Genomic DNA, 23,165 nt, shown 5'->3' with positions numbered 1-23,165 from the left:
ACAAGGTAGGCGCACAGGGTTCCCCCAGCGTCCGGTCATTACTCTCGCAGCATGTTCACTTGCTCAGTCCTTCGGTGCATGAATCCCGGCTCTGCCTTCACGGCAGGCAGCCAAAGCCTCGTTGCGGGTTATCGCGAGGCGTACGTCTGTGCGGAGCATAAGGCGGTGATCGACGCCGGCGCCCCCTGGGACATGGAAGGACCTACAGTCCTGATGGGCCAGGACCTTGCACCCATCCTCGAGAACTGGCATGCACGCCCCAGTGTGGGGTCTGAGGGTTTCACCCTCACCCTTGAAATCGCCGGTCAGATAAAACCAGTAGAGGTTTTCCTGATGCCCACCGAGGCCATGACCCTTTCAAGTTTCATCGACGCAGCAAATAGCGACGCCGGGTGACGACGTAGCTCCTGGGCTCCCCGTACAGCGGCGGACATCCACCAACGGAACGCCGGCTCCTCGCTGAGGGGCCGGCGTCGTCCTGTCCACCCTGCGCCTACACGGTACTTCAAGCTTTACCCAAGGTGAGCGGAAGCACCGCTTCCCGCCGGCCGCACCACGTCAATAGTTGAGGGTCCTGCCCGCTTGGCGGTCAGGACCCTCAACTGTGTGCCGGCAGGGGTGAAGGGCTTGGCTGCTAGCCGAGCAGGGTGGTGATGAGCCTGATGGAGGAGGCGATGATGGCGATGAGTCCGATGGCGGCGAAGAGGTTGTGCCACCACTTGTTGCGGAGGTCTCCCATGACGGTGGTTTTGTTGGCCATGATGACGATCAGGACGCCGAGCAGGGGTGCGATGAGCACCGTGAGGGATTGGGCGATGACGATCAGTCCCACCGGTGAGGATTGGAAGGACAGCGTGATGATCAGGCCAAAGGCCAGGATCATGCCGGTGACGATGCGGGCCATGGGTGACCCGGCCTGGGCGCCGCGTCCGAGGGCGTCTGAGAGCATGGTGCCGCCGGCTGTGGCGTTGGCGATCATGGATGAGAAGGCGGCACCGGAGAGTCCGAGGGCGAACAGCATCGCTCCGACCGGGCCGGCCAGGGGCGTGAAAACGGACGCCAGGGCGTTGATGGTTGCGGCCTCGGCCCCGGTTTTGCCGAGCACGGCGGCTGCGACCATGATGACGAGGGCAGTCATGATGCCGGGGGCCACGATCCCGGGGATAGTGTCCACCAGGGTGATGTCGCGGTAGTCGTCGCGGGTCCGGCGGTTTTCCTTGATGCCGTATGAGGTGTAGAAGGCGGCGTTGATGGAGAAGTTGGTGCCCACGAGCGCGACGATCAGGATCTCGCTTCCGGCGGGCAGTTGCGGGACCATGCCTTCCATGGACCGGTACCAGTCGGGCTGGGCCACGACTGTGCTGGCGATGAAGGCGATGCCCATGAGGACGACGATGACCAGCAGGGCTTTTTCGACGATGCCGTAGACGTTTTTGAAGGCCAGGACGATACCGACGGCGATGGTGCAGACCACGGTCCATAGGACCGGGGAGCCGCCGAAGATCAGGGACAGGCCGAGTCCTGATCCGACTGCGTTGCCGACGGAGAACATCAGGGTGATGCCAAAGACGCCGAAGCCGGCGAGGATGCCGATCGGTTTGCCGAGGTGTTCCTTGATGGACGTGATCAGGGAGGTGGGTGTCGCGATGCCGAGCCGGACGCTCATGTCGGTGAAGAAGATCATCAGGACCGTGGAGACGGCGATGACCCAGACGAGGCTGTAGTCGAAGCGGCTGCCGGCCTGGACGGCGGTGGTCAGGTTGCCTGGACCGAACTGCCAGGCTCCGACCACGAAGGCCGGGCCCATGAGGGCAAGGTAGCCAAGGAAGGTACGGTGCTTCTTGGTGGTGCCTTGGGCCGGTTTTCCTTGCTGGGTGGCCATCTGTTCTTCCGTGGTTCCGGGATGGATGATGGTCTTATTCTGCTCGCGCATGGGCGAGTCCTCCTTATGCAGCGACATTGCTGGGGGCATCGTTGGCCCGGGGTGGAGAGTAAAAAGCTGGGGTACGGGCGGCGGGCCGGGGAGCCCGCCACCCGTGAGGACCAGGGCAGGGGTTAGACGGTGGCGGTGACCTTGCCGATGTTTGCGGCGGCGAAGGCTTCCGCAATCTCGGTTTCGGCGCCTTCCGGCAGGGGCAGGAGCGGGGTGCGCACTGTGGCGTGGTCCAGAATGCCGCGGTTCACGAGCCCCCACTTCAAGGCGACGGTGCCCTCCATGTGGGACCCGCGGTGGTAAACGTTCTTGGTCACCGGCAGCAGCCGCTCATGAATTGCGTGGGCACGCTTGTAATCCTGCGCCTTGCCGGCCTCGATCAGTTCGACGAGCAGTTCGGGGGCGATGTTGCCGTAGCCGACGAGCAGACCGTCCACATCGAACATTGTCGGCAGCAGGTATTCGTCATGGCAGGACAGCACCTGCAGTTCGGGGTACGCGGCGCGCAGCGCGGGGATCTCGGTGTACCACCGGCGCATGTTCCGGACACCGTTCTTCGTGGCAAAGACGCCTTCCTGGCCGGCGATCTCGAGCTGGGTGTCGAGGTCGTAGGTTGCCTTGGTGTTGTCTGGGTACTGGAAGAGGATCAGCGGCAGGCCGGACTCGTCATAGATCTCCTGGTAGCGCGTCTGCGGGGCGCCCTTCTGGTATCCAAAACGCAGCCACCCGTGCGAGGGGTAGACCAGACCGGCTGACGCACCGGCCTCTACGGCCTTCTTGGCCTCCAGGGCCGCGGTCTTGTTGCCCTCCTTCGTAATGCCCGCCACCACCGGTACACGGCCGTCGGTCGATGCCACGAACGCCCGGATAACGTCCAGCTGCTCCTCTTCGGTAAGGAACGTGCCTTCTCCTGCGTGCCCCAAAACGACGACGCTCTTCACGCCCTCAATCGATCCGAGCCACGAACCCAGACGCTGGATCGCAGCGAAGTCGACAGCGCCATCTTCGGTGAACGGGGTGACAGGTGCGGGGCTGAGTCCGCGGAGATCGAGTGTCATTACAGCTACCTTCTTGTCTTCTTTGATGGTCGGCAGTCCCGCGATGGTGAGAACGTTTGCGGGAACGTTTTCAAGTTTGCACGTGTCCCAGCTCACTGTCAAGAGAACGTTTGCAAAAAGGTGGAATAGAGTGTCTCTTACGCCCCTTCTGAAGAGGAGAACCGCCATGGAACCGGCCGCCCCCGGAACGATCGTCACCCTCAAGGACGTCGCCGCGGCCAGTGGCGTCAGCATCTCCACGGCCAGTCGGGCCCTGGATGAACGCACGACGTCCCGCTCCGCTTCTGCCGCCCGGGTCAGGAAAATTGCCGAGGAACTGGGCTACCGCCGCAACTCGTTCGCCTCCAACCTCCGAAGGGGTGAGACACGGACGCTCGGAGTGCTGGTGCCCCGGCTCAGCGACACCGTCATGGCTTTGATGTTTGAGGAACTGGAGCGGGCGGCGTCGGACCGCGGATACTTTGCCATGGTCGCCACCAGCGGCGATGATCCGGAGGATGAACGCCGGGCAGCCGAAACGCTCCTTGACCGGAACGTGGACGGCCTGATCCTCGCCACTGCCCGGATCGACGACGAACTGCCCAAGCACCTGCGGGAACGGGGCGTGGCGCACGCGCTGGTGCTGCGTACCGACGGGGTCAGCCCGTCGGCTCTTGGCGACGACGAGGTAGGCGGGTACCTGGCGGTCCGGCATCTGATCGACCTCGGGCACCGTGACATCGGGATAGTGACCGGCCCGTCATTTACCTCCACAGGACGGGGCCGCCTTGCCGGCGCCCGCAGAGCCTTGGAAGGAGCGGGCATCGAAGCCCGGGAAGACTGGCTGATTGCTGAAGGCTATGGCATCGAAAGCGGGTTCTCCGCCGCGGAGAAACTCCTGGCCGGCAATTCCGGACCACGCCCCAGCGCCGTGTTCGCCGCCAACGACAACCTGGCCATGGGGGTCATCGCGGCCGCCCACCGCCGCGGTATCACCGTGGGAGAGGACCTGGCACTGGTTGGCTACAACGACATACCCCTCTCGTCCCGCCTTTCAACCCCGCTCAGTTCTGTCCGGGTGCCCTTGGACCAGATTGCCGGCAACGCCATCGACCTCATCGTCAACCCCGGCAAGGAACCAAAAATCCGCACATCCATGCCCACCCTTATCCCCCGCCAGTCCAGCGGCATTCCCCGATCCCAGCAGAGTCGCTAGGGGCTGGAGCGGCACCAACATATCGCACAGGCGCACCTACTTCTGGCCCGTCAGCAAGGTGCCTTGGATCGCCGTCATCGGCACGGCACCGTAGTCCCTGGAATCGATGGACACCCCGCGGTTGTCCCCCAGGACAAAAACACTGCCGGCCGGAACTTTCTCCGGGCCGAAGTAGGTGGCATCGATGCGGCTGTGGTCGATGAACGGCTCTGGCACCGCTACGTCATCGACGTAGAGTTCCGAATCGCGGATGGCCACGGTCTGGCCCTCCCGTGCGATGACCCGCTTGATGGCTGTATTGCCGTCGACGGGGCTGGTAAATGCGACCACCACGCCGTTCTGGATCCAGCCAACACCGGCCCCCGGCTTGAACAGGAGCACCACAGCGCCTTCACGAATGGTGGGTTCCATGCTGTCCGAGGAGACGGTGAACGGCTCCACGAACCAGAGGCGCAAGGCCACAATGGCCAGGGCAGGGATCAGCGCCCTCGCCAGGAGGCGGGAGCGCTGTCCCCTCAGGACATGGGCTTTTGTCCGCGGCAGGCGGTGGCGCGGACGCCGCCTGCCGGAAAGCTGAAGAACTCCGGCCCGGAGCCTGGCAGGCAGCGTCCGCGGGGAGGTCAATGCTGATGAAGCCATGCAGGCAGTCTCCCCGGGACTCCTAGGGAATGCCTTGGAGCCGTGAAAGTCCTCAAAAGCCGGCAAAAACCTGAGCAAGTCCTGCGCAATCCTTGACCCGCTGCTCGGCGGTCCTTGAGCGAGGACGGGCACAGTAGTGCGTGCCAGGCCTGAACAACCGGAGGGAAAATCCGGGTCGCGGAGGCTGGCGGTGTCATGAAGCCGGCACCGAAAACGAGCGCAGTAGGCAGTCGCTGAATAGTTGAGTAGCAACTACTCGTGTGCTCCGGATACCCGCCCCGTAACGTGCAGCACAGAGTGCCGCAGTGGTCACTCGTACATGTTTCGGATGGTCAGGCGGGGCAGGTTATGCGGACGAATCTTCGGGTGCAGGCAGCGCACCTCCAGGCCGGGGCCGATGGCGGAGGCGGCGGAACAGCATGGTTCCGCAATAAGCCATCGGTCCCTGCACTGTCCGGGCCTGGCGTGGATGTGCGGGCAGCCGCCGCTGGCTTTGCCCTGCGGGACCCGCAATGAGCGTCGCAGAGTACGACGACGACCGCGCGCCGTTGCTGGACAGTTCAGTCCTGCTCCGCTTGCGTGAGGAGTTGGACGGCGACGAAGGCGTCTGGAAGGTGTTCATCCAAAACTTTGTCGCCCACCTGCCCTCCAGGACGGAGAAGCTGCGCCTTGCACTGACCACAGGGGACAGCGCCGGGGCCATGGTGGCAGTACTGAGCCTCAAGACCTCGAGCCAGATGGTGGGCGCCCAACGACTGTCGGGCCTGATGCTTGAACTGGAATACCTGCTCCGCGTGGAATGCTCGGACCGCGATCCTGCTGTTGCCCTCCCCCGGCTGGCCGCCGGCCGCCTGGTGCCCATCAAGCAATGCGCTCAACAGACACGGTATTTCCTGGAGAAGCATCTCTAATCCCTTGGCCCGTGGCCTGGAGGGAGTTGGGCTGCGAGACCGGTGAGCAGGATGCTGAGCCCCTGGTCCAGTTCGGCGGCGCCGTCGTATTCCGTCAGGACCGGACCCAGCTTCCGAAGGTGCGGGAAGTCCTTTACCGGCAGGCGGTGCAGGCCCAGCCGCAGGATGGCTTCGTTTTCGTCTGGATCCACAATGTACTCCTGAAGTTCGTTCAGGATATGGCCGTAGAGGAACCCGTAGTACGCGCGGTAAACGTGCAGGGCATCGGTGGGAGTGAATCCGGCCTCTATCAGCAGCGCAAGGATCTGCTCCAGTGGCCGGAGCGTCCCCAAGGGCCTCAGCCCGAGGGGCGTGGAGAGGGGCCTGGTGACAAGCAACGGCACCACGTTGGGGTGCCGCAGGGCCAGGAGCCGGAGTTCATGGGCGATCTTGCGCAGCTGCGCCTGCCAGTCCGGGTCGTCCGGAAAGATGGCCAGTTCGTCGAAGACCATCTCGGCGACCCCGTCCAGCAAGGCCGCCCGGTTCGCCGCGTAGCGGTAAAGGCTCATGGGATCCCGGCGCAGTTCCTGCCCTAAACGGCGCATGGACAGAGCCTCCAGCCCCTCGGCGTCCACCAGTGCCAGCGCGGTGGAAAGCACGAGTTCCCTGCTCAGGCGCATTTTCCGTGTCTCGGCCGGGCTGGTGGGTTCTTGAGGTAAAGCGATGACGTATCCGTCCAGTGGGAGGAACCAGGTTCACCCATTCGGACGATACCTAAGCTTGCTTATTAATCAGTCTACGCGTAAAGTCTACAGCGTAGAGAAGTTGTCGACATGGTTTCAGTAAAGGGATCAGAGTTTGCATGGCCGCCACGGCTGCTCACGTCTAAATCCCAGGAGAAACCCCATGACTACACACACTCAGAATGAGCGCTCCGGCGCTGTCCGCAACGAGAACGACATCAAGATCTCCACCCGGACTCTTGAGTTCGCGGTCTATGTTGCCGCAGTCCTCGCCACCATCATCACCGCAGCAGTCGTCGGGGACGACGCCAGCGAAAACGGTGTTGACGTGTTCAACGCCAACGACGCAATGCAGTACATCACTTTCCTTACGGTGGGCCTGATGGTAGCCCGCGGCCTGGCGAAGGCCGGCAACCGCGTCAGCAACAACCACGCCTAACACGCATCTTCCGGCACCAGTGCCGGAACAGGGTTGGTTCCGGCGCAGCACCTCAATGGTGCCGCGCCGGAGTCTTCCCCGCTTCACCTTGTTCAGCCTGCCGCGGCCCACCACCAGGGAACCCGGCAGTATCCGCTCATTGCTGTGTGCAAAGTACTGAGTGAGGCCGCTGTAGCCGAACGGCGGGCAACTGCACCTTGTTGAAAAGAGCCCTCTGATGGCCAATTCACAGTTCGACCAGTTCCTCGAGGAAGCTACCCACCTCGACCAGGACGCCGAAGGGACTCTTGACGGAGACTCCCTTTACGGCCTCTACACCAGCTGGTGCCACGTCTCCCACAACACCATACGGACAGAACCCACTTTCTGGGCCGCGATGAAGCAACGCGTCCAACCTGGCCAGTGCCTCCGTATGAAGGGCCCCGCCGCGGCAGACTACATTCTCTCCAGCTACCCGGCCGTGGTTTGATCCACACCATCACCGCAACCTCGAACAGCTACGTCCCAAGGCACGCCTACCAGCCACGCGGCAAGCGCCCCTGGTGCTCAGCCTGCGACACCGACCTGCATATGACGGTCGACTCGCCGGCCGTCCTGGACCGCTGCACCGGAACTTTGGCGGTTGCCGTCCGCTGTTCACAGTGCCACCAATCCCGGGTGGTGGAGACTACCGCAGAGCACATGGCAGCCCTCCGATCCAAACTTCCGCCCGCCCTGCGCACCCGGCCAGACCAAAGGAATACCCCGAACATGACAAACACCAGGCTCATTACTGCTGCTCCCGCCGTCGGACAGGAAAACCCTGCCGCCCTCGAGGCGCTTGACCTCACCCCCGACGGCCTCGCCGACGCCCCGGCCCACGAACTGGACCTCCACAGCCTTGTCCATACCGGAAACAGCTAGGAACCGGGCAAGATAATGAGCACCCCACGAATTTTCGATGCAATCGTCATCATCTTCAACCCCAACAGCACCGGGGACGCCCCCACCCTCGCAGAACACCTTCGATCACGGCTCACAGCGGTCCTCCCCTACCCGGCGGACATCAGGCTCCAGCCCACAGCTCATGCCGGCCATGCCATAGAGCTGGCCCGTGAGGCCGCCGGCCGCGGCGGGGACGTGCTGGTTGTCTCGGTCAGCGGGGATGGGGGCTACAACGAAGTGGTCAACGGTGTGATGCAGGCCAGGAACCCGAAGGCAGTGTGCGCGGTTATGGCCGCCGGGAACGCCAATGACCACCGCCGCAGCACCGGCACGGAGCCGCTCGAGGACGCTATCGCCGGCGGCGTCGTCCGGCACATTGACCTCCTCCACATCAGCAAGGGCACCCCAGCGGAAGCACCTGGCGAGTACGCCCACTCTTACATCGGGTTCGGCCTGACGCCGGTTATGGCCATCGACTTGGAGAAGGGCAGCAAAGGGGCGATCAAGGAAATGTTCTCCGTGATGCGAACGTTCTCAAAATTCAAGCCGTTCGAAATCCGCCCAAGCAAGGGCAGGCGCCGGAAGTTCGACAGTCTGGTCCTGGCCAACATCGCCCAGATGGCAAAGTACGCAACCCTCAGCGAAGCTGACCACAAGCTGTCGGACGGAAAGTTCGAAGTGGTGATATTCCCCCACCGCTCGAAGGTGCGGGTGCTGCTTACGGCTTTGCGGGCGGCCACCCGGGGGCTGGGAGACCAACCCAGCGTCAGCCACTACAGCTTCACCACTCTCAAACCCATCCCGTACCAGATCGACGGAGAAGTAAAGTCCGTTGAGGCGAACACACTCGTCAAGGTCAAATGTGCGCCGGCCGCCCTCGCCACCCTCGGGTGATGGACCGCGCAGAGCCCACAGGAAAAGGAAAAACCGGTGCACGCTTCAGCCGACCCACTGCCCGATACTGAATCAACACCGCACCGCGGACTCCTGCCCCGAAGGGGACCCCGGCTGACGCCCAGGATTGTCACCACCAAGTCCCTGACCTCCCATGTGCACACCCTTTCCGGTCCTCCAGAGTCCGGCGGCCCGGTCTTTGTGCTGCTGCACGGCATCGGCATGTCCCATCGCTACTACCGGCGGCTCCAACTGCTCCTTGCCCGGCACGGGGACACCCACGCCATCGATTTGCCGGGTTTTGGCAGTACGCCCCATCCGGACGGGCAGCTTTCCGTTGCCGACTACGCCGGCCACGTCGCCGTGACACTTGAAAAAATGGGAGCTTCCCGCGTCGTGCTGATCGGGCACTCAATGGGAGCTCAATTCGCCACCGAACTCGCGGTCCAGCACCCGGACCTGGTCTCCCACGTTGTGCTCCTGGGCCCGGTAGTGGACCCGGCCCGGCGAACCGTCCTCCAGCAGTCCCTGGCCCTGGGTCTTGACGGGATGAGGGAGGGCCCGTTGGGGAATGCCATCGTCCTTACCGACTACGTCCGCTCGGGGCTGCGCTGGTACCTCACCGAACTCCCGGTCATGATGGCCTACGACCTGGACGCCAGCATCGCTCTGGTGAGCCAACCGGTCCTGGTCATCCGCGGCTCACGGGATCCGGTGGCTCCCAGGCACTGGTGTGAAAAGCTTGCCGTCACCGCACCGCTCGGTAGTTTCCTGGAAATCCCGGGTAAACCCCACATCGTGCAGCACGGCGGTGCTGCCGGTACCGCAAACGCAATCCTCGGGTTCACCAACCCTTAGCCCGGTAACACCACTGGGAATCGTATGCTGACTTCTGGAACAAAACACGATCAAGAAACTTGAGCAGATCTTGAGGCATTCGGGCCACCGGGACTTTAGGATCAGGGCAGTGCCTGGTGGCACCAGACTGTGGCTGCCGGAAGCGCAGCCCCGACGATTGCGGGGACCGATCGCTGTGTTCAAGTTTGTGAAAGTACTTACTGCTGCCCTTGCCGTCAGCGCCGGTGTAACCCTGGCAGGGGTACAACCCGTCCAGGCGGCACCGGCCGCGGCCCAGATCACGCTCAGCCCGGCCACCGGCCCGGCCGGATCTGCCGTCACGGTCAGCGGGACCGGGTTCAAGGTCTCCACTTCCGGCACTGTCATCGCCGGCTCCACCACGTTTGCCTTCCGGACGGCATCCACCGGGGCGTTCAGCACAGCGATCACCATCCCGGCGGCGGCAACGGGCAAACTGACCATTACGGCAAAGACCTCCTCCATCCAGGCGTCTTCCGTGTTCACGGTGGCCCAGCCGGCGCAGACGCCCCCGCCGGTGAGCACGGCCCGCCTGCGCTTCGGCGTGGCAACCGCCAGTGGGCCGCTGGCAAACACTGAGCTGGATGAGGTGGCGCAGCTGGCAGGGGAAAGCCCGTCCAGCGTCCTCTTCTACAAGGACTTCCTCCAGGCACCGCCTCTCAGCGAAATGAACGCCGCGCGGGCCCGCGGGGCAGTGCCGTTGGTGACGTGGGAGCCGTGGGCCTGGGGAGGCGGACTGGAACAGCCCTCCTATTCCCTGGACCGGATCGCTGCGGGTGATTTCGATGCCCGGATTATCCAGTGGGGCCAGGCTCTGGCCGCGTGGGGTTACCCGGTGCAGCTGAGGTTCGCCCACGAGATGAACGGGAACTGGTATCCCTGGGCGGAAGGCGTCAACGGCAACGAAGCCGGCGACTATGTCCAGGCCTGGCGCCACGTGCATGACGTTGTTGCTGCCACGGGTGCATCCAACGTCTCATGGGTCTGGAGCCCCAACGTTCCGTACTGGGGTTCCACGGACTTGGCCGGATTGTTCCCCGGTGCTGACTATGTGGACGTGGTGGCGCTGGACGGATACAACTGGGGCACGTCCGCTTCCTGGAGCGGGTGGATCTCACCGCAGGATCTTTTTGCTCCCGGCATCGCCGAGTTGCGGGCCCTTGCCCCGGGGCTGCCGATTCTTATCGCTGAAACGGCTTCGAGTGAGGCCGGCGGGTCAAAGGCTGCATGGAACACCGAGCTGGTGTCCTACCTGGCGGCCCAGCCGGATGTGATGGGTTTTGTCTGGTTCCATATCCAAAAAGAAGCCGACTGGCGCATTAACAGCAGCGACGCCTCGGCGGCCGCCTTCAAATCTGCTTTGGCGGCGCGCCGGGCGTCATAGCGCTCGGGGCGGGTTAGGGCCGGGTTGCGGGGCTGCGGCGTACCAGGGCGATCAGTGCCACCCCAATCAGCAAGATGCCCAATGCGGTGAGTATGCCGGCTCCAACGTTGAGTCCGGTGTAGGCCAACGCGGCGCCGGAAGCGGGGATGGAGGCGTTCATTCCGTACATTGTTAGTTAATTTCCTCTGCTGTGTATTGCGCTTCCCAGCGGTCGATGCGCCGCCGGGTGATCTTGGTGGTCAGGACTGCGCACCAGGAGGCCAGGAACCAGCCGGAGCGCAGCCACATGAACAATTCCTGCGGGAAGAAGGTGGCCGCTATCAGGATGTCCTTCCAGTCCCGGTGCGGGATCCGGAGGGCCCGTTTGATGTCCAGCGCCACGAACAGGACGGGTAACAGCCACCAGAACAGGACCACGTGGAACACGTTGAGGGTCACTGCCAGGACGATGACGGCGATCCAGAGGACCTTGAGGACGACGCCCAGCAGCCCCATGGCCTGCTGGGCCCAGTCCCGCAGCGTCAGCCTGTTGACACCCAGGTCCAGCAGGTCCTCAACCGTGCCCACCTGCCATGTCATCCGCTGGCCCCAGAGGGCTTTGACGGACTTCATGGAATCGGTGTAGGCGCGCACGTCCGGTGAGACCTGGCAGACGTACCCGAGTTCCCGGATCCGGTACGTCAATTCGAAGTCCTCAACCTGGGAGGTGTACACCCAGGGCCCTTCCCTGTCATCCCGGGCAGCGATGTGACGCAGGACCGCATTGTTGATGGCGCACCCGGTTCCGGCCAGCACGCTGGTTTGCCCGCGGCGCAGGGCGGTGTCGGTCCAGGTGGCGAACTCGGCCTTTTGCAGCCGGCTCAGCAGCCCGGGGTCCTGCATGGTGAACTTTGAGGAAGACCCGCCGAGGCGGGCACCTGCTTCATCGGCGAATTCGCGCTCCCAGGCTGCCAGCGCGTTCGGCGGCAGCACGGTGTCAGCATCGAGGCAGACCACCACGTCCGCGTCGTAGGCGTGTTGTGCCCAGGCCCGGTTGAGCGCCTCGGATTTGCGGTGCTCCAGTCGGGGCAGCTCCATCACCGTGACGGGGTACTTCCGGGCCTCCCAGGCGGTGGCGTCCGTGCAGCCGTTCGGGACCACCACGATCAGGTCTGCCGGCCGTTCCTGGCCCATCAGCCCGTCCAGGGTGGCCCCGATGGACCCTGCCTCGTTATAGGCCGGCACCAGCACCACCACCCGCAGGCCAAGGCCTGGACCGGCCGCTGCAGCGCTTGGGTCCGCCGCCGTGCGCACGCGCTCCCGCAGGGCAGGGGCGCGGGAAGGCACCGCTTCTTCGGCTGCCTGGGGCAAGGCGATGGACACGGGAGGTCTCCTTCTGGAATTCGAAATCACGGCGGGATGTGAAATCCAGCTAATAGCCCCTGACTCAGAATTTGCCCCCACACCGCATCAAGTTTCCGTCAATTACCCTCAATTCTGGATCAACACATAAAGGGTGCACCCTAACCTGAAAGATGCAACCAACGAAATTGGCCCTCTTACGCAATATAAGAGTTGCCGCAGGTCAAACGGACCTGCGCACGCTCCCTTGCAGGCAGCACATCTCGCTGCAGTTCCCACCGGCTTGTGCTGCATATAATTCACCTGGCATACCGGAACAATTTCCAGAAACCCGCAAACGCGCGGCCGTGAAAGATGTAATCCTGCTCACATAATTCGCAGGGAATACCAAATTCGCCTAATTCTTGACCGGTCATGATGGTTTGCTTGAGGTTTTTCCTGAAATGTATTCGATGCCACAGGCAAGGCTTTTGTTTTCGAACGCAACACAGGGCACGCCAGGTAAGGACAGCTTCTTGGGCAGCAGCATGGCCGCAAGCCCGGGTACCGGCGCGCAGTTGTCGAGAGCCCAGGGATTTCTGCCGCACGAAACGTCCGCCGCAGGTGGTGCTGCTCACAGTGGGCAGGCCCCAACAGGCATAGGATTTCTTCCATGAGGATTGCCGTTGCAGGGGGAACCGGTACAGCAGGCCGCCACGTGGTGGCCGTCGCCAGGGAGCGCGGCCACGACGTCGTGAGCCTCAGCCGCGCGGAAGGCGTGGACCTGGTCAACGGCCGCGGCCTGGCCCAGGCCCTCGAGGGCGCGGACGCCGTCATCGACGTCTCGGGCATCCAGACCGCTTCCACCAAGAAGGCCGTGGACTTCTTCACCAACGCAACGCAGAACCTGCTGGCAGCGGAGAAGAAGGCGGGCGTGAAGCACCACGTCGCGCTGTCCATCGTGGGCATCGACCAAGCCAACTCGGGCCTCTATGCCGGAAAACTGGTACAGGAGGACGAAGTCAGGCACGGCGGCATCCCCTGGACCCTCTTGCGGTCCACCCAGTTCCACGAGTTTGTGCCTATGGCCGTCAACACAGCCTCCGCTGGCCCGCTGGTATTTTTACCCACCATGTTCACGCAGCCGGTGGCGGCACGGGAGGTGGCCATGGCCCTGGTGGACGCAGCCGAGGCCGGGCCGAAGGGACGCGTTCCGGACCTGGGCGGGCCCAAGGCCGAACAGCTGAAAAGCCTGGTCAAGGCCTACCTCACCAAAACCGGGCGGAAGAAGCGGATCGTCCCGCTGCACGTCCCCGGCCCCATGGGCAGGGCCATGCGCAAAGGCGGGCTGATCCCGGCGGCGGGTGCCGCCGTCGGACGCCAGACATTCGCGGAATGGCTGGAAGCCAGCAATACCTAAGACTGCGGGCACGTGCTGCACGTATCCGCTCCGGCATATGCTGGCCCGATGGCGCGCACGGCAAGGGAACGTATCGACGGCGACCCCGTTTCATCCTGAAGGACCCGTCGGAGCTCGACGGCGAACTGCTGGCCTGGGTCCAGGAAGGCTACGCCCTCACCTCTTGACCCTGCGCTTTCACTTCAACGCCGGAACCGCGTGAAACAGGTACTTCCCACAAACCCGCAAAAATTCGAGTACTCACTACTCGTGCCTCCCCCCGCCGGCGCGCCATATGTTCGAAGGGCAGCCCGCGAACAACTCCGGGCAGGTGGGTTCGAACGGGGGGCTCGGGTGACGATACACGTGACAGGCACCGGCAGGCAGGTGCTGAAAGACGACGGCGGGCGGCAGGTTGGGGCGGGCTCAGCCGCTTCACGGCCGTGGCCGGCGCCGTCCGGGTTCCTTCTGGACCTCAGCACGGATGCGGACTCGGACGCGGCGTCACTGCGGCGGCTGGCCGAGGCAGCCTCGGTGGCCCTGACCGATTTCGCCGGGGTGCAGGTTGACTGCGCGGCCATGCTGGCCCCGGCCCAGCGGGCTCCCATCCGGGCAGCCAACAACGGCCGCGCCGCAGGGCTCGGTTACCTCGAGCAGGAACTCGACGGCGGGCCGCTGGCCCACGCGGTAGCCGCCGATGGTCCCGTTGTGGTGGAGGCAGCCGGAACCGCAGCTCGCTGGGACGCTTACCGGCGGCGGTTCCTCGAAGCCGGCTATGGTGAGGTGCTGGCCGTCCCGCTCCGGCTGGAGCCCGGCAGCACCGCCGCTCTGGCATTCTTCGCACCCCCGGACGTGCGGTTCGGCGCGGACGTGGTCAGCCGTGCCAGCTGGTTCGCCGGGGTTGCATCCCAGAGCCTGAAACTGGCGCTGGAGGTCCGGAGCGTCCGCTCCGCCGGGGACAACCTGAAGCGCCTGCTGGAAAGCCGGACGTCCATCGACGTTGCCTGCGGCGTGATTATGGGCCGGAACCGGTGTTCGTACACGGAGGCCTTCGGCTTGCTGGCCAACGCGTCGAGCCAGCGGAACAAGCAGGTCCGCGAGGTGGCCGAAGGCATCCTGAAGACGATGCCCAGCGGCCCGCCCGGCACCCGGTTCCAGGTCTGAGCCCCTCCGCCAACTCGTCAGGGTTTTAGGCAGATACCCGGATTTCGGGGGCTCGTAAAACCTGTCTCAGTACCGCAGGGCCGCCTGCAGAGCGAAGTGGTCCGACGGAAACATTCCCTCCACCGGCCCGGTGCCCAGCAGTTCCGCGGCAAGAGGGTGCCCGGCCCCGCCGCGCCGTGGCGCCGCACTGAAGATGTAGTCGATCCGGCGGTCCGGCCACAGCAGCTGGGTAGCCCAGGAGTTGGCAGTGGACCAGGTGGAGCCACGCGCCTCTCCGCCGGCCACTTCCCACGCGTCGTAGAAGGACAGTCCGGGAGCCGGCGCGGCGGTCCGGCCCGTGATCATCCGGATCTCGTCGCTGTCCGGATCCGCGTTGAAGTCGCCGCACACAACCAACGGAGTGCTGTCATCCTGAGACGCGTGCAGGTGTTCGAGCATGCCCCGCACGGAGTCCTGGCGCTCCCGGCTTTGGTCCAGCCACCAGGCGTCCATCACCACGCCGCACACCTGAAGGGGGCCGCGCGGGCCGGCGATTTCCGCCTGCTGGACGCGCAGTGCGCCGAAAGTCCTGCTGGCCTGTGAAGTGATCGGCCACCGTGACATCACCGCGACCCCGGACAGCGCGGCCTCGTCTTCCTGCGCTTGGACGCCACTGAACGCGTGGTGCGGCAGTCCGAGCGGTCCCGCCAGCCTGGCGCCCTGGCTGTCATTGCCTTTGGCCCAGGCTTCAGCCAGTACGACGACGTCGGGCCGGGCAGCTGCCAGGGTGGCAGTAATTGCCGCCTCACGTTCCTCCCACGGACCATAGAGTCCCCAGACATTCCAGGTGACAACCCGTACGCTGGTCTCGATCAGCTGGCCGTAGAACGTGGGCGGGATGTCAAGGTCACGAGCCATGCGTCCTCCTTTGGACCCGCGTCTCCATGCCGGGAAGTCTAGTACCGCCCCTACAGCCGCCCGGCCGGCTGCCTACACTTGCTGCATGGAGGTCAGGGTGGGCGGTGTGCCTGTGCACTGCGCGGAGTACGGCAACGGCGTGCCGGTCCTCGCCCTGCATGGCGCCGGCGTGGACCACCGCGAGGTGGCCGGCGCCCTCGAACCCGGTCTTGGACCGCGCCGGCCACGCCCTGCTCCACGAGCAGCCGGAACTCGTCCAGGCCCATATTGCCGAATGGCTCCAGCGGATCCGCGAGCGCTGAACCCGTGAGGGACAGCTCAGCCCTCGCCGTTGGCTGCAGTGATGAAGGCTGCGAGCGCCCTGGCCTGGTCACCCCGCACGAAGACATGCATGGCCTCGGACTGCCCGGCGATCTCCAGGGACAGCGCAAAACCGTCGGCCCCGGCGCTGGGGCGCGCCCGCCATCCGGTCGCCGCCGGCGGCATGTCCTGGCCGATCACCACGGCGCGTCCCTCCAAGTCCCAGGGGGCGCCGGAATCCATGAGCGCCTTGTGCTCGGCGCAGACAGGAAGCTCCTGACCGGCGGCCTGGTCCTGACCGAAGTCAACAATTGCAGAGCCGGGGTTCGGACACCGGAGCACTGCACAGGCCTTAGGGGCACTTACGCCGTTAGGGGCCGGGTCCGGCGCAGCCGGATGCGGGCTCCGGACCTTTCTCGAAGCCTGCACGTCCATCACTCGTCCCCCTGCCACGCTGCAACGCTCACGGCAGTACCGTGGCGTAGTCCCAGCGTCCTCCCCCACGGCACGGGTGTCGATCCCTAACTTGCCTTGGCGCGGAAGGTTAGGGAGTTGCTGGCGTTAGGGGCAGCCAACTGGGTAGCCGGGTACGCGCCGCTTACGAAGCCCGCTCCGCGGAAACGAGTTCCGGCTCCCGTTCCAGCGCGGGTACGGGAGAGGGGCGGACGACGGCGGCGTCCAGCCTTTTGTTCGCCCAGCGCCGCAGGGGCGTTTCCACCACCCGGAAGGACACGTAGGCGAGCGCTACTGTCAGTGCTGCCGCGAGCGGAACGCGGAGCCACAGTGACGGGACCAGCGGCATCAGCAGCAGGTAGACGGGCAGGTGCCAGAGGTACATGGCGTAGGACAGGTCGCGGCCGGGGCCGGCGAGCCAGGGGTGGCTCAAGATCCGTGCGGTGAAGTTGGCCGGGCGAAGGACCAGCCAGCCGATGGCCACTGCCGCCAGCAGCGCCAGCACGGTGGGCCCGGCTGTCCAGAAGGCGCTGAACCACAGGCCTGGAGTGTTCGGCTCCTGCAGCAGGAACACGGCGGCCAGCAGGATGAGCGCTGCCGGCGGGCCCGCCCAGCGGACAGCGCCAAGGAGGGAGGCGTGGAACCGGGAGCCGGGCCGGACCAGCGCGAAAACGAGCGCCAGGGTGCAGCCGATCAGCAGTTCATCGGCCCTGGTGTCGGGCCCGTTGTAGAGGCGGTTCAGCGGCGCCCCGGCCAGGACCAGGGCGAACCGCTCCAGCAGGAACGCCGCGGCCAGGCCGGCGGTGATCCAGGCGACCGTCCGGAGCTTCCAGAACCGCAGCAGGACCAGGAGCAACAGCGGCCACACCAGGTAGAACTGTTCCTCCACGGCAAGAGTCCACGTGGGGCCGAGGGTCTCACCGGTGATCGAGCCGCCGAACATGCCGAAGTGCGCCAGGTTCATCACGTAACCGGCGGCGGGCAGGACGAAGCCTTCCTGACCGGCCCACTTCGACGCGGGAAACACCAGGCCCACCGCGACGATCACTCCGCACAGTGCCAGGAGCGCGGGCCACAGCCGTGCGAGCCGCTTGGCGTAGAAGATGCCCAGGCGGAGCCCGCCGGTGGCGAGGTATTCCTTCATGATCAGGAGGGTGATCACAAAGCCGCTGAGGGTGAAGAAGACGTCCACTCCGATAGATCCGCCGGGGACGAGTCCGGTGGCGGCATGAAAGAGAAAGACGAACGCCACGGCAACGGTCCGGAGGCCGTCCAGGGCGTGCTTGCGCCCGGAAATGAGCCCGGACTGGGGCACTTCCGGGCGTTCCAAAGCTGACACATTTCCACTGCTTGACCTAAAAACCACTAAGCAAGCATATATAACGTTTCCATAACTGCGCTGGGCAAAAGCTGGGTGAACGCTCGGAAAGCGGCACCTTGGGAAAGGCTAGGACCGTCCACGGGAGCATGCAGGGTTCCCCCAACATCCACCTCGTACCGTTCCAGCATGAGAGCAACCACTGCACCGCTGCACACCCTGGTCAGCACCTATCCGGGCGGCCATTCGCCGTCGACGGGCGCCCATGGCTCCTCCAGCCTGCCCCTCCTGGACCACGCGGTGCTGGACAAGCTGCGGGCGGACCTCGATGACTATGAAGAAGTCTGGCGGGTGTTCGTCAAGAACTTCATTGCGGCCCTCCCCCTGAAAACGGACAGGCTGCGCCTTGCCATGACCACCGGGGATCTCGCCGGCGCCATCGACGCGCTCCTCAGTATCAAAACCGCGAGCCAGCAGGTGGGCGCGGAACGCCTCGCCGCCCTCGTCGGGGACCTTGAGGTGGCTGTGCGCGAGGCCACCCGTGACCGTGATCCCTCCGGAGTCCTGCCCTGGCTGGCAGCGGAGCATCTGCCGCGGATCCTTCAGCGCGCGGGACAGACCTGCTACATCCTCGAGTCACACCTGAAGAGGACGCCCTAGCGCGTACCTCCGTTGGGTCAGCGGCGCCGGATTTCCGAAGCTGTCGGGCGTGATCCCAGGCTCCATCTGCGCCAGAGCGCCGGGCCTGGGGCCCACCATTCCGCTGGTTGCCGCGGGATCCCCACTTTCGGGGTCAACCTTTTCGGCGTTAATCTCTTCGCACCCAGCCCGGCGCCGATCGACAAGGACGCCTTCGTCGAAGACGGCCGCAGCAAGGCTGCTATTCGCCAAATCGTCCGCTGGCATCCCGACCGTTGACGCGTTCCGCGACCAGAAATGCGAAGCACTCCACGTCCGGGGCACAGCAGGACGGATCCCGCATGGGCAACACCAACGGTCCCGTTGGTGTTGCCCATGCGGGCGAGTCCGCCTGTCAGTTCGTATCCACCCTGCGGGTGGCACTTCCGCCCCGGGAGGATTCGGCCTTCACGGACGTGACCTGCTGGGCAGGGCCAGGCTTAGCTGACAGGGACCAGCCCCCCAAGGAATTGATGACGGCGGTTCCCAGCGTGGTGATGGTACGTCCGGGCGAGACGTCGTAGAGCGTGACCGAGCCGGAACCGGCAGGAACCGTCCCGTCGATCCTGGAGGTGCCTGCGAAGTCCATGTCCTTGTTGAGGCGGTGCCGGGCGGTGGTGATGGTGACAACGTCCTTCTGCACCGCGGGCGTTGCTGCCGCCGGCTCCGTCGCTGCCGGGGAGGTGGTTGGCACCGCAGCCTCCGACGCTTCGGTAGTCCCGGTTGAGCCGCCCGTTGCCGGTTCGGTGGCTGCCGATGCGGGGGCCTCTGCCGTTGCCCCCGCTGGTGCGGTTGGCTCGATCGGGTGCGGCCGCGCGGCCTCGATGGGATGGTTGGGGTCCGGATCGTTGGTGTCGATGCCCACGCTGAACTGGGCCATCATGTCGTGGTCCTCGTGCGGGAGGTTGTGGCAGTGGATCATGTACCTGCCGCGCTGGTGCTCGAACTTCATCAGCAGCCTGACCGTTTCGCCTTCGCCGACGTAAACGACGTCTTTGGGTCCGCGTTCGTAGCTGAAGGGTGCCCGGCCGTTGCGGCTCAGGATCTGGAAGTCCACCAGGTGGACGTGCACCGGATGGAACCATCCGCCCGAGCTGTTTTCAATTTCCCAGATTTCCACATCATCCAGGTCCGGATCTGCGAGGACCTTCCGGTAGCCGCTTTCGACCACCTCGTCCCACGTCATGCCGCCGATGGTCCAGATATCGTTGTCCCGCTTCACGCGCATCTGCCGCGTCTTCACCGATTGGGATGTTGTCAGGCTCATGGCGGTGCTCGAGGCGAGCAGTGTCGGCATGACTTTTGCTGCCGGCCCGGAGGTATCCACCGGGTCACCCGTCACATCAAAGGCCATGACTTTGCCGGTGTAGTCGTAGTCCACGTTGTTGTCGTTGGACAGGTTGCGCAGCTCCACCCGCTTTCCGGCCGGGTACTTGGAAAAATCGATGAGAATCTCGTAGCGTTCCGCGCCGGCGTGCCGCCAGGAGGACACTTGCTGCGCCGCGGGCATCAGCCCGCCGTCCGTGGCCACCATGGTGACGGGATCCCCTGTGCTGAGGGAGAAACGGTAGGAGCGGGAGATGGAAGCGTTGAGGATCCGGAACCGGTAGATCCTGCGCTGGACCTTCATCACGGGCCACGGGGTCCCGTTGACCAGGATGACGTCTCCCCAGAGGCCGGAGTGGGTGTTGTCGTCATAAGCCAGGGAGCCGTTGGCGGCGAACATGGCGTCGGAGATAGTGAGCGGCACATCGAACTGGCCTTGGGGCAGGAGGTTCCGTTCGACGTCGTCATGCAGGTGGTACTGACCGGCCAGCCCCGAATAGACACTCTGCGCCGTGTTGTGGACGGCGTGGTCGTGGTACCAGAGCGTCCGCGCCGGCTGGAAGTTGGGGTACTCGTAGTCTTTGCAGTAACCCAGCCCGGTCACATCGTTCGCGTACCCGTCGAACTGCGGCAGCGACGCCGAACCATGCAGGTGCGTGGACGTATCAAGCCGGTACCCCCATTGCGGGTGGAGCAGCGGCAGCACGTTGTCCATCATCAAAGTGATACGTTCGCCCTGGTTCACCTTGATCGTCGGGCCCGGGAACGTCCCGTTGTACCCAAGGATGGGCGTACTCAGCCCCGGCACTATGTTGGCCAACCCGAGCTTTTGCTGGATGCGGTAGTGGCGCCGGACGTGGCCGTCGGCGTCCATCGTGGTCCGGGAGTAGGGAAGCACCGACGGAATGGTCAAAGTTCCCTGGTAGGGCTTGGGCATGTTGCGGGAAGCGAGCTGGCTCGCGGACTTGGCATCGACGGACCGTAATGGCACCGCAAGCCCAAAGGCGCCGATGATTCCGATCCCACCTATTTGCATTGCCTGACGGCGTGTAATGGTCATGAACAAAGAGTGGGGGAACCACAGTGCGAAAACGTTGGGGAAATCTGGGACCGCCTCGGGGAGCGAGCGGGACCCGGACAAATAAGTAGCCGGCCCGGGGACCGCATTCTGGGGTGCGATACCCGGGCCGGCTCCGGCCGGAACGGGGCTGGGGGCTGACGTCGTTTCCGGATAGGGACACCTTCACACCGACGGCTTGCGGAAAACCTAGGGAGCCCTGCCCTGTGGTTCCGACGCCATGCCAAGGATTTCCCAAGTGGCGCACGCAAAGCTTGCAGGCAGTCAGGGGCCACGTTGGTGCGCAGCGAAATCAAGGCCTGGCAGGACGCGGGAGGGGCACGATGTCGCCGAGAATACAGATGCGGGCATGGATGGCCCTCCTGGGCGCCGGGGTACTGGCACTCGCGTGGGCGTACAGCTATGGCGGCGGCTCGGTTCCGGGCCTGTTGGACAGGGCAGGCCCGCTAGTCATTTGGGGCCTGCCGGCAGCGAAGCTGGTGTTCAACGTTGCGAGCGCCGGGACCATTGGGGCTCTCACACTGGCGGTTTTCGCTCTCCCCCGCGGCGGAACCGCTGACGCAGCGGCACTTCGGTTTGCCGGTTGGTCAGCAGTTGCCTGGGCCGGCAGTGCCGCGCTGCACACCTACGCAAGCTTCTTATTCATTGCCAACACTGCACCTTCTGAGGGCCTCGGTGAGGCATTCCTGACCTATGTCACCAGGATCGATGCCGGCCGCGCCGGCGCTTTGACCACCCTGATTGCCGCAGCGGTGGCAGCATCATGTTTCCGGCCGCGCAGCCCCCGCTTTCTGGCCGGCACCGCCGTTGCCGCTTTCGCCGGCCTGCTGCCGCTTGTAATGAAGTCCCATGCCGCTGGAGGCACCGATCATGCGGACAGCACCACCGCGATCTTCCTGCACGCGGCTGCCGCCGCGGTCTGGGTGGGCGGCCTGCTGGTGCTGCTGGCGCTGCGGCGCGTGCTGCCTCATGACCAGTTGGTGGTGACTGTACGGCGGTACTCGACGCTGGCGTTGATCTGCTTCATCTCCCTCGCTGCCACCGGAGTCCTGGGCGCCCTGGTGAGAGTAAGTACCGTTGAAGCACTGCTCAGCCCCTACGGCATCATCGTCATGGCCAAGGCCGGAATATTCGTCATTCTCGGTGTACTCGGCGCTGTGCACCGGCGTTGGTCGATCAATCGGATGGAGAGCAACCCGGGCCGCGGCGGCAGGCAGTTCGCCTTCCTCGCGGTTGCCGAGCTGGCGGTTATGGGGGCGGCTTCCGGAATGGCCGCGGCCCTTGCGCGAACAGAGCCGCCGGCCAGCACAGGTGCCCTTGCTGTCCGGAAAGTGGGCGCACAGGAATTTGTTTCAGTGCTGCCGGAGCCGGGCCTCTGGGAATTCACCACCGGGTGGGCTCCTGATCCGTTGTGGAGCCTGGCCTGCGGTTTCGCTGTCTTTGCCTATCTGGCTGGCGTGAGTCGGCTCCACGCAGCCGGCAGAGGCTGGCCGCTGTACCGGACCGTGTTGTGGCTGGCGGGGGTGGCCGTCCTGTTTATGGTCACGAACGGCGGCGTGCACCTCTACCAGGGCTACCTGTTCAACGCCCACGTATTGACCCAGATGCTGCTCACCGCCGTCGTACCGCTGTTACTGGTTTCAGCCGCCCCACTGACCCTTGCCCAACTCGCAATCCGGGCCAGGACAGACGGCAGCACGGGGATCAAAGAGTTCGTGGACCGTTCGGCGCAACCGGCACTGGCAATGCTGCGCAAAGACCCGGTCCTGACCATCTTCATCCTCGCTGCCTCCCTCTTCGCCATCTACTACTCCCCGCTCCTGGAATGGGCAGCCGTAGGACAAGTCGGCTACAGCGCCATGACCCTGCTCGCCCTCCTGAGCGGCTGCCTCACTACCGCCGCACTGACCGGAATGCGGGACCCCGGCACCAGCACCACCTACGGGCGGCTGCTTGCCTTGGCCGGAACAGCAGCACTCTACGCCTTCGGTGGCTGGAAACTCACGGAGCAGGCACCGTCGATGGAAGTGCCCTGGTTTACCGCCGTCGGCAAACCGTGGGGGCTCTCGCCCGCTGCAGCCGCGGACTTGGGCGGCACCATAATGTGGTCCGTCGCGGCAGCGTCGCTGGCTATTACCGCCGCGATGATCGTCAGCACCCGGCGTAACGGAAATCGCTGGCCTCTCGATCCAGAACGCCCGGAAACCGCCCAGGACCTGCAGCTGGATTTGGCGAACTGAGCCACTCCCAAAGCTTG

At 64.7% G+C, this 23,165-nt stretch carries 24 protein-coding genes; 13 read left to right on the top strand and 11 right to left on the bottom strand.

Going from position 1 to position 23,165, the window contains the following annotated elements; all coding sequences use genetic code 11:
* The first annotated feature begins 78 nt into the window (after positions 1-78).
* Positions 79-396, top strand: coding sequence for a hypothetical protein (locus AC3A4Z_RS03680; RefSeq protein WP_493970772.1), 318 nt, complete (start codon positions 79-81; stop codon positions 394-396).
* 238 nt (positions 397-634) lie between these two features.
* Here AC3A4Z_RS03680 and AC3A4Z_RS03675 read toward each other — a convergent pair whose 3' ends face one another.
* Both AC3A4Z_RS03675 and AC3A4Z_RS03670 read right to left on the bottom strand, forming a co-directional pair.
* On the bottom strand, positions 635-1,933 hold the full coding sequence (locus tag AC3A4Z_RS03675; protein WP_498710169.1) for an Nramp family divalent metal transporter: 1,299 nt from the start codon (positions 1,931-1,933) through the stop codon (positions 635-637).
* Positions 1,934-2,055: 122 nt separating this feature from the next.
* A complete protein-coding gene (locus AC3A4Z_RS03670) occupies positions 2,056-2,991 on the bottom strand; it encodes a dihydrodipicolinate synthase family protein (RefSeq protein WP_498710167.1) in 936 nt (311 codons plus the stop codon).
* A gap of 166 nt (positions 2,992-3,157) precedes the next feature.
* On the opposite strand from AC3A4Z_RS03670, the gene AC3A4Z_RS03665 reads away from it, so the two are divergent.
* Positions 3,158-4,186, top strand: coding sequence for a LacI family DNA-binding transcriptional regulator (locus AC3A4Z_RS03665; protein WP_498710166.1), 1,029 nt, complete (start codon positions 3,158-3,160; stop codon positions 4,184-4,186).
* A gap of 36 nt (positions 4,187-4,222) precedes the next feature.
* On the opposite strand, the gene lepB is transcribed toward AC3A4Z_RS03665, so the two are convergent.
* Positions 4,223-4,825, bottom strand: a complete 603-nt coding sequence (gene lepB / locus AC3A4Z_RS03660; protein WP_498710165.1) for a signal peptidase I — start codon at positions 4,823-4,825, stop codon at positions 4,223-4,225.
* 512 nt (positions 4,826-5,337) lie between these two features.
* Between lepB and AC3A4Z_RS03655 the strand changes: the two genes are divergently transcribed.
* Positions 5,338-5,736, top strand: coding sequence for an Hpt domain-containing protein (locus AC3A4Z_RS03655; protein ID WP_493970777.1), 399 nt, complete (start codon positions 5,338-5,340; stop codon positions 5,734-5,736).
* Here AC3A4Z_RS03655 and AC3A4Z_RS03650 read toward each other — a convergent pair.
* On the bottom strand, positions 5,733-6,395 hold the full coding sequence (locus AC3A4Z_RS03650; protein WP_493970778.1) for a TetR/AcrR family transcriptional regulator C-terminal domain-containing protein: 663 nt from the start codon (positions 6,393-6,395) through the stop codon (positions 5,733-5,735). The two genes, AC3A4Z_RS03655 and AC3A4Z_RS03650, sit on opposite strands and share 4 nt — an antisense overlap.
* Positions 6,396-6,621: 226 nt before the next feature.
* Here AC3A4Z_RS03650 and AC3A4Z_RS03645 point away from each other — a divergent pair, with 226 nt between their 5' ends.
* The 6 genes from AC3A4Z_RS03645 to AC3A4Z_RS03620 all read left to right on the top strand — a co-directional run bounded on the left by AC3A4Z_RS03645 (position 6,622) and on the right by AC3A4Z_RS03620 (position 10,975).
* The gene (locus AC3A4Z_RS03645; protein WP_498710164.1) at positions 6,622-6,897 is read left to right on the top strand and encodes a hypothetical protein; all 276 of its coding nucleotides are present in this window, start codon (positions 6,622-6,624) and stop codon (positions 6,895-6,897) included.
* Positions 6,898-7,114: 217 nt separating this feature from the next.
* Positions 7,115-7,366 carry a hypothetical protein gene (locus AC3A4Z_RS03640; protein WP_493970780.1) on the top strand — a complete coding sequence of 84 codons (252 nt, stop codon included), beginning with the start codon at positions 7,115-7,117 and terminating at the stop codon, positions 7,364-7,366.
* Positions 7,367-7,647: 281 nt separating this feature from the next.
* Positions 7,648-7,800 (top strand): hypothetical protein, encoded by a 153-nt coding sequence (locus tag AC3A4Z_RS03635; protein WP_493970781.1) that lies wholly within the window; start codon positions 7,648-7,650, stop codon positions 7,798-7,800.
* A 15-nt stretch (positions 7,801-7,815) separates the two neighbouring features.
* Complete coding sequence (locus AC3A4Z_RS03630) at positions 7,816-8,715, top strand: diacylglycerol/lipid kinase family protein (RefSeq protein ID WP_498710163.1); 900 nt, start codon at positions 7,816-7,818, stop codon at positions 8,713-8,715.
* A 36-nt stretch (positions 8,716-8,751) separates the two neighbouring features.
* Positions 8,752-9,573: an alpha/beta fold hydrolase gene (locus tag AC3A4Z_RS03625; protein WP_498710161.1), complete on the top strand. Its 822-nt coding sequence runs from the start codon at positions 8,752-8,754 to the stop codon at positions 9,571-9,573.
* Between the two features lie 187 nt (positions 9,574-9,760).
* Entirely contained in the window at positions 9,761-10,975 is a 1,215-nt protein-coding gene (locus AC3A4Z_RS03620) for a glycosyl hydrolase (RefSeq protein WP_498710159.1), read from the top strand.
* Positions 10,976-10,988: 13 nt separating this feature from the next.
* On the opposite strand, the gene AC3A4Z_RS03615 is transcribed toward AC3A4Z_RS03620, so the two are convergent.
* The 3 genes from AC3A4Z_RS03615 to AC3A4Z_RS03605 form a co-directional block, all read right to left on the bottom strand.
* On the bottom strand, positions 10,989-11,135 hold the full coding sequence (locus AC3A4Z_RS03615; protein ID WP_493970785.1) for a hypothetical protein: 147 nt from the start codon (positions 11,133-11,135) through the stop codon (positions 10,989-10,991).
* 11 nt (positions 11,136-11,146) lie between these two features.
* Positions 11,147-12,337, bottom strand: a complete 1,191-nt coding sequence (locus AC3A4Z_RS03610) for a glycosyltransferase family 2 protein (protein WP_498710157.1) — start codon at positions 12,335-12,337, stop codon at positions 11,147-11,149.
* A 278-nt stretch (positions 12,338-12,615) separates the two neighbouring features.
* On the bottom strand, positions 12,616-12,933 hold the full coding sequence (locus AC3A4Z_RS03605) for a hypothetical protein (RefSeq protein WP_498710156.1): 318 nt from the start codon (positions 12,931-12,933) through the stop codon (positions 12,616-12,618).
* A gap of 35 nt (positions 12,934-12,968) precedes the next feature.
* Between AC3A4Z_RS03605 and AC3A4Z_RS03600 the strand changes: the two genes are divergently transcribed.
* The gene (locus AC3A4Z_RS03600; RefSeq protein ID WP_498710154.1) at positions 12,969-13,715 is read left to right on the top strand and encodes an SDR family oxidoreductase; all 747 of its coding nucleotides are present in this window, start codon (positions 12,969-12,971) and stop codon (positions 13,713-13,715) included.
* A gap of 333 nt (positions 13,716-14,048) precedes the next feature.
* The gene (locus AC3A4Z_RS03595) at positions 14,049-14,858 is read left to right on the top strand and encodes an ANTAR domain-containing protein (protein WP_498710152.1); all 810 of its coding nucleotides are present in this window, start codon (positions 14,049-14,051) and stop codon (positions 14,856-14,858) included.
* Positions 14,859-14,924: 66 nt separating this feature from the next.
* Here AC3A4Z_RS03595 and AC3A4Z_RS03590 read toward each other — a convergent pair whose 3' ends face one another.
* The 3 genes from AC3A4Z_RS03590 to AC3A4Z_RS03580 form a co-directional block, all read right to left on the bottom strand.
* A complete protein-coding gene (locus AC3A4Z_RS03590; protein ID WP_498710151.1) occupies positions 14,925-15,755 on the bottom strand; it encodes an endonuclease/exonuclease/phosphatase family protein in 831 nt (276 codons plus the stop codon).
* Between the two features lie 318 nt (positions 15,756-16,073).
* On the bottom strand, positions 16,074-16,298 hold the full coding sequence (locus tag AC3A4Z_RS03585; protein ID WP_498710149.1) for a hypothetical protein: 225 nt from the start codon (positions 16,296-16,298) through the stop codon (positions 16,074-16,076).
* A gap of 355 nt (positions 16,299-16,653) precedes the next feature.
* Positions 16,654-17,847, bottom strand: a complete 1,194-nt coding sequence (locus AC3A4Z_RS03580) for an acyltransferase family protein (RefSeq protein WP_498710148.1) — start codon at positions 17,845-17,847, stop codon at positions 16,654-16,656.
* A gap of 168 nt (positions 17,848-18,015) precedes the next feature.
* Between AC3A4Z_RS03580 and AC3A4Z_RS03575 the strand changes: the two genes are divergently transcribed.
* Complete coding sequence (locus AC3A4Z_RS03575) at positions 18,016-18,486, top strand: Hpt domain-containing protein (protein WP_498710147.1); 471 nt, start codon at positions 18,016-18,018, stop codon at positions 18,484-18,486.
* Between the two features lie 373 nt (positions 18,487-18,859).
* Here AC3A4Z_RS03575 and AC3A4Z_RS03570 read toward each other — a convergent pair whose 3' ends face one another.
* On the bottom strand, positions 18,860-20,890 hold the full coding sequence (locus tag AC3A4Z_RS03570; RefSeq protein ID WP_498710146.1) for a multicopper oxidase family protein: 2,031 nt from the start codon (positions 20,888-20,890) through the stop codon (positions 18,860-18,862).
* A 341-nt stretch (positions 20,891-21,231) separates the two neighbouring features.
* Here AC3A4Z_RS03570 and AC3A4Z_RS03565 point away from each other — a divergent pair, with 341 nt between their 5' ends.
* Positions 21,232-23,148 (top strand): bifunctional copper resistance protein CopD/cytochrome c oxidase assembly protein, encoded by a 1,917-nt coding sequence (locus tag AC3A4Z_RS03565; protein WP_498710144.1) that lies wholly within the window; start codon positions 21,232-21,234, stop codon positions 23,146-23,148.
* Positions 23,149-23,165: the final 17 nt, after the last annotated feature.

Source organism: Arthrobacter sp. Soil_C_49, assembly GCF_057656635.1.
The sequence above is the reverse complement of the archived record's forward strand: the minus strand, read 5'-3'. Positions and strand labels throughout refer to the sequence as shown.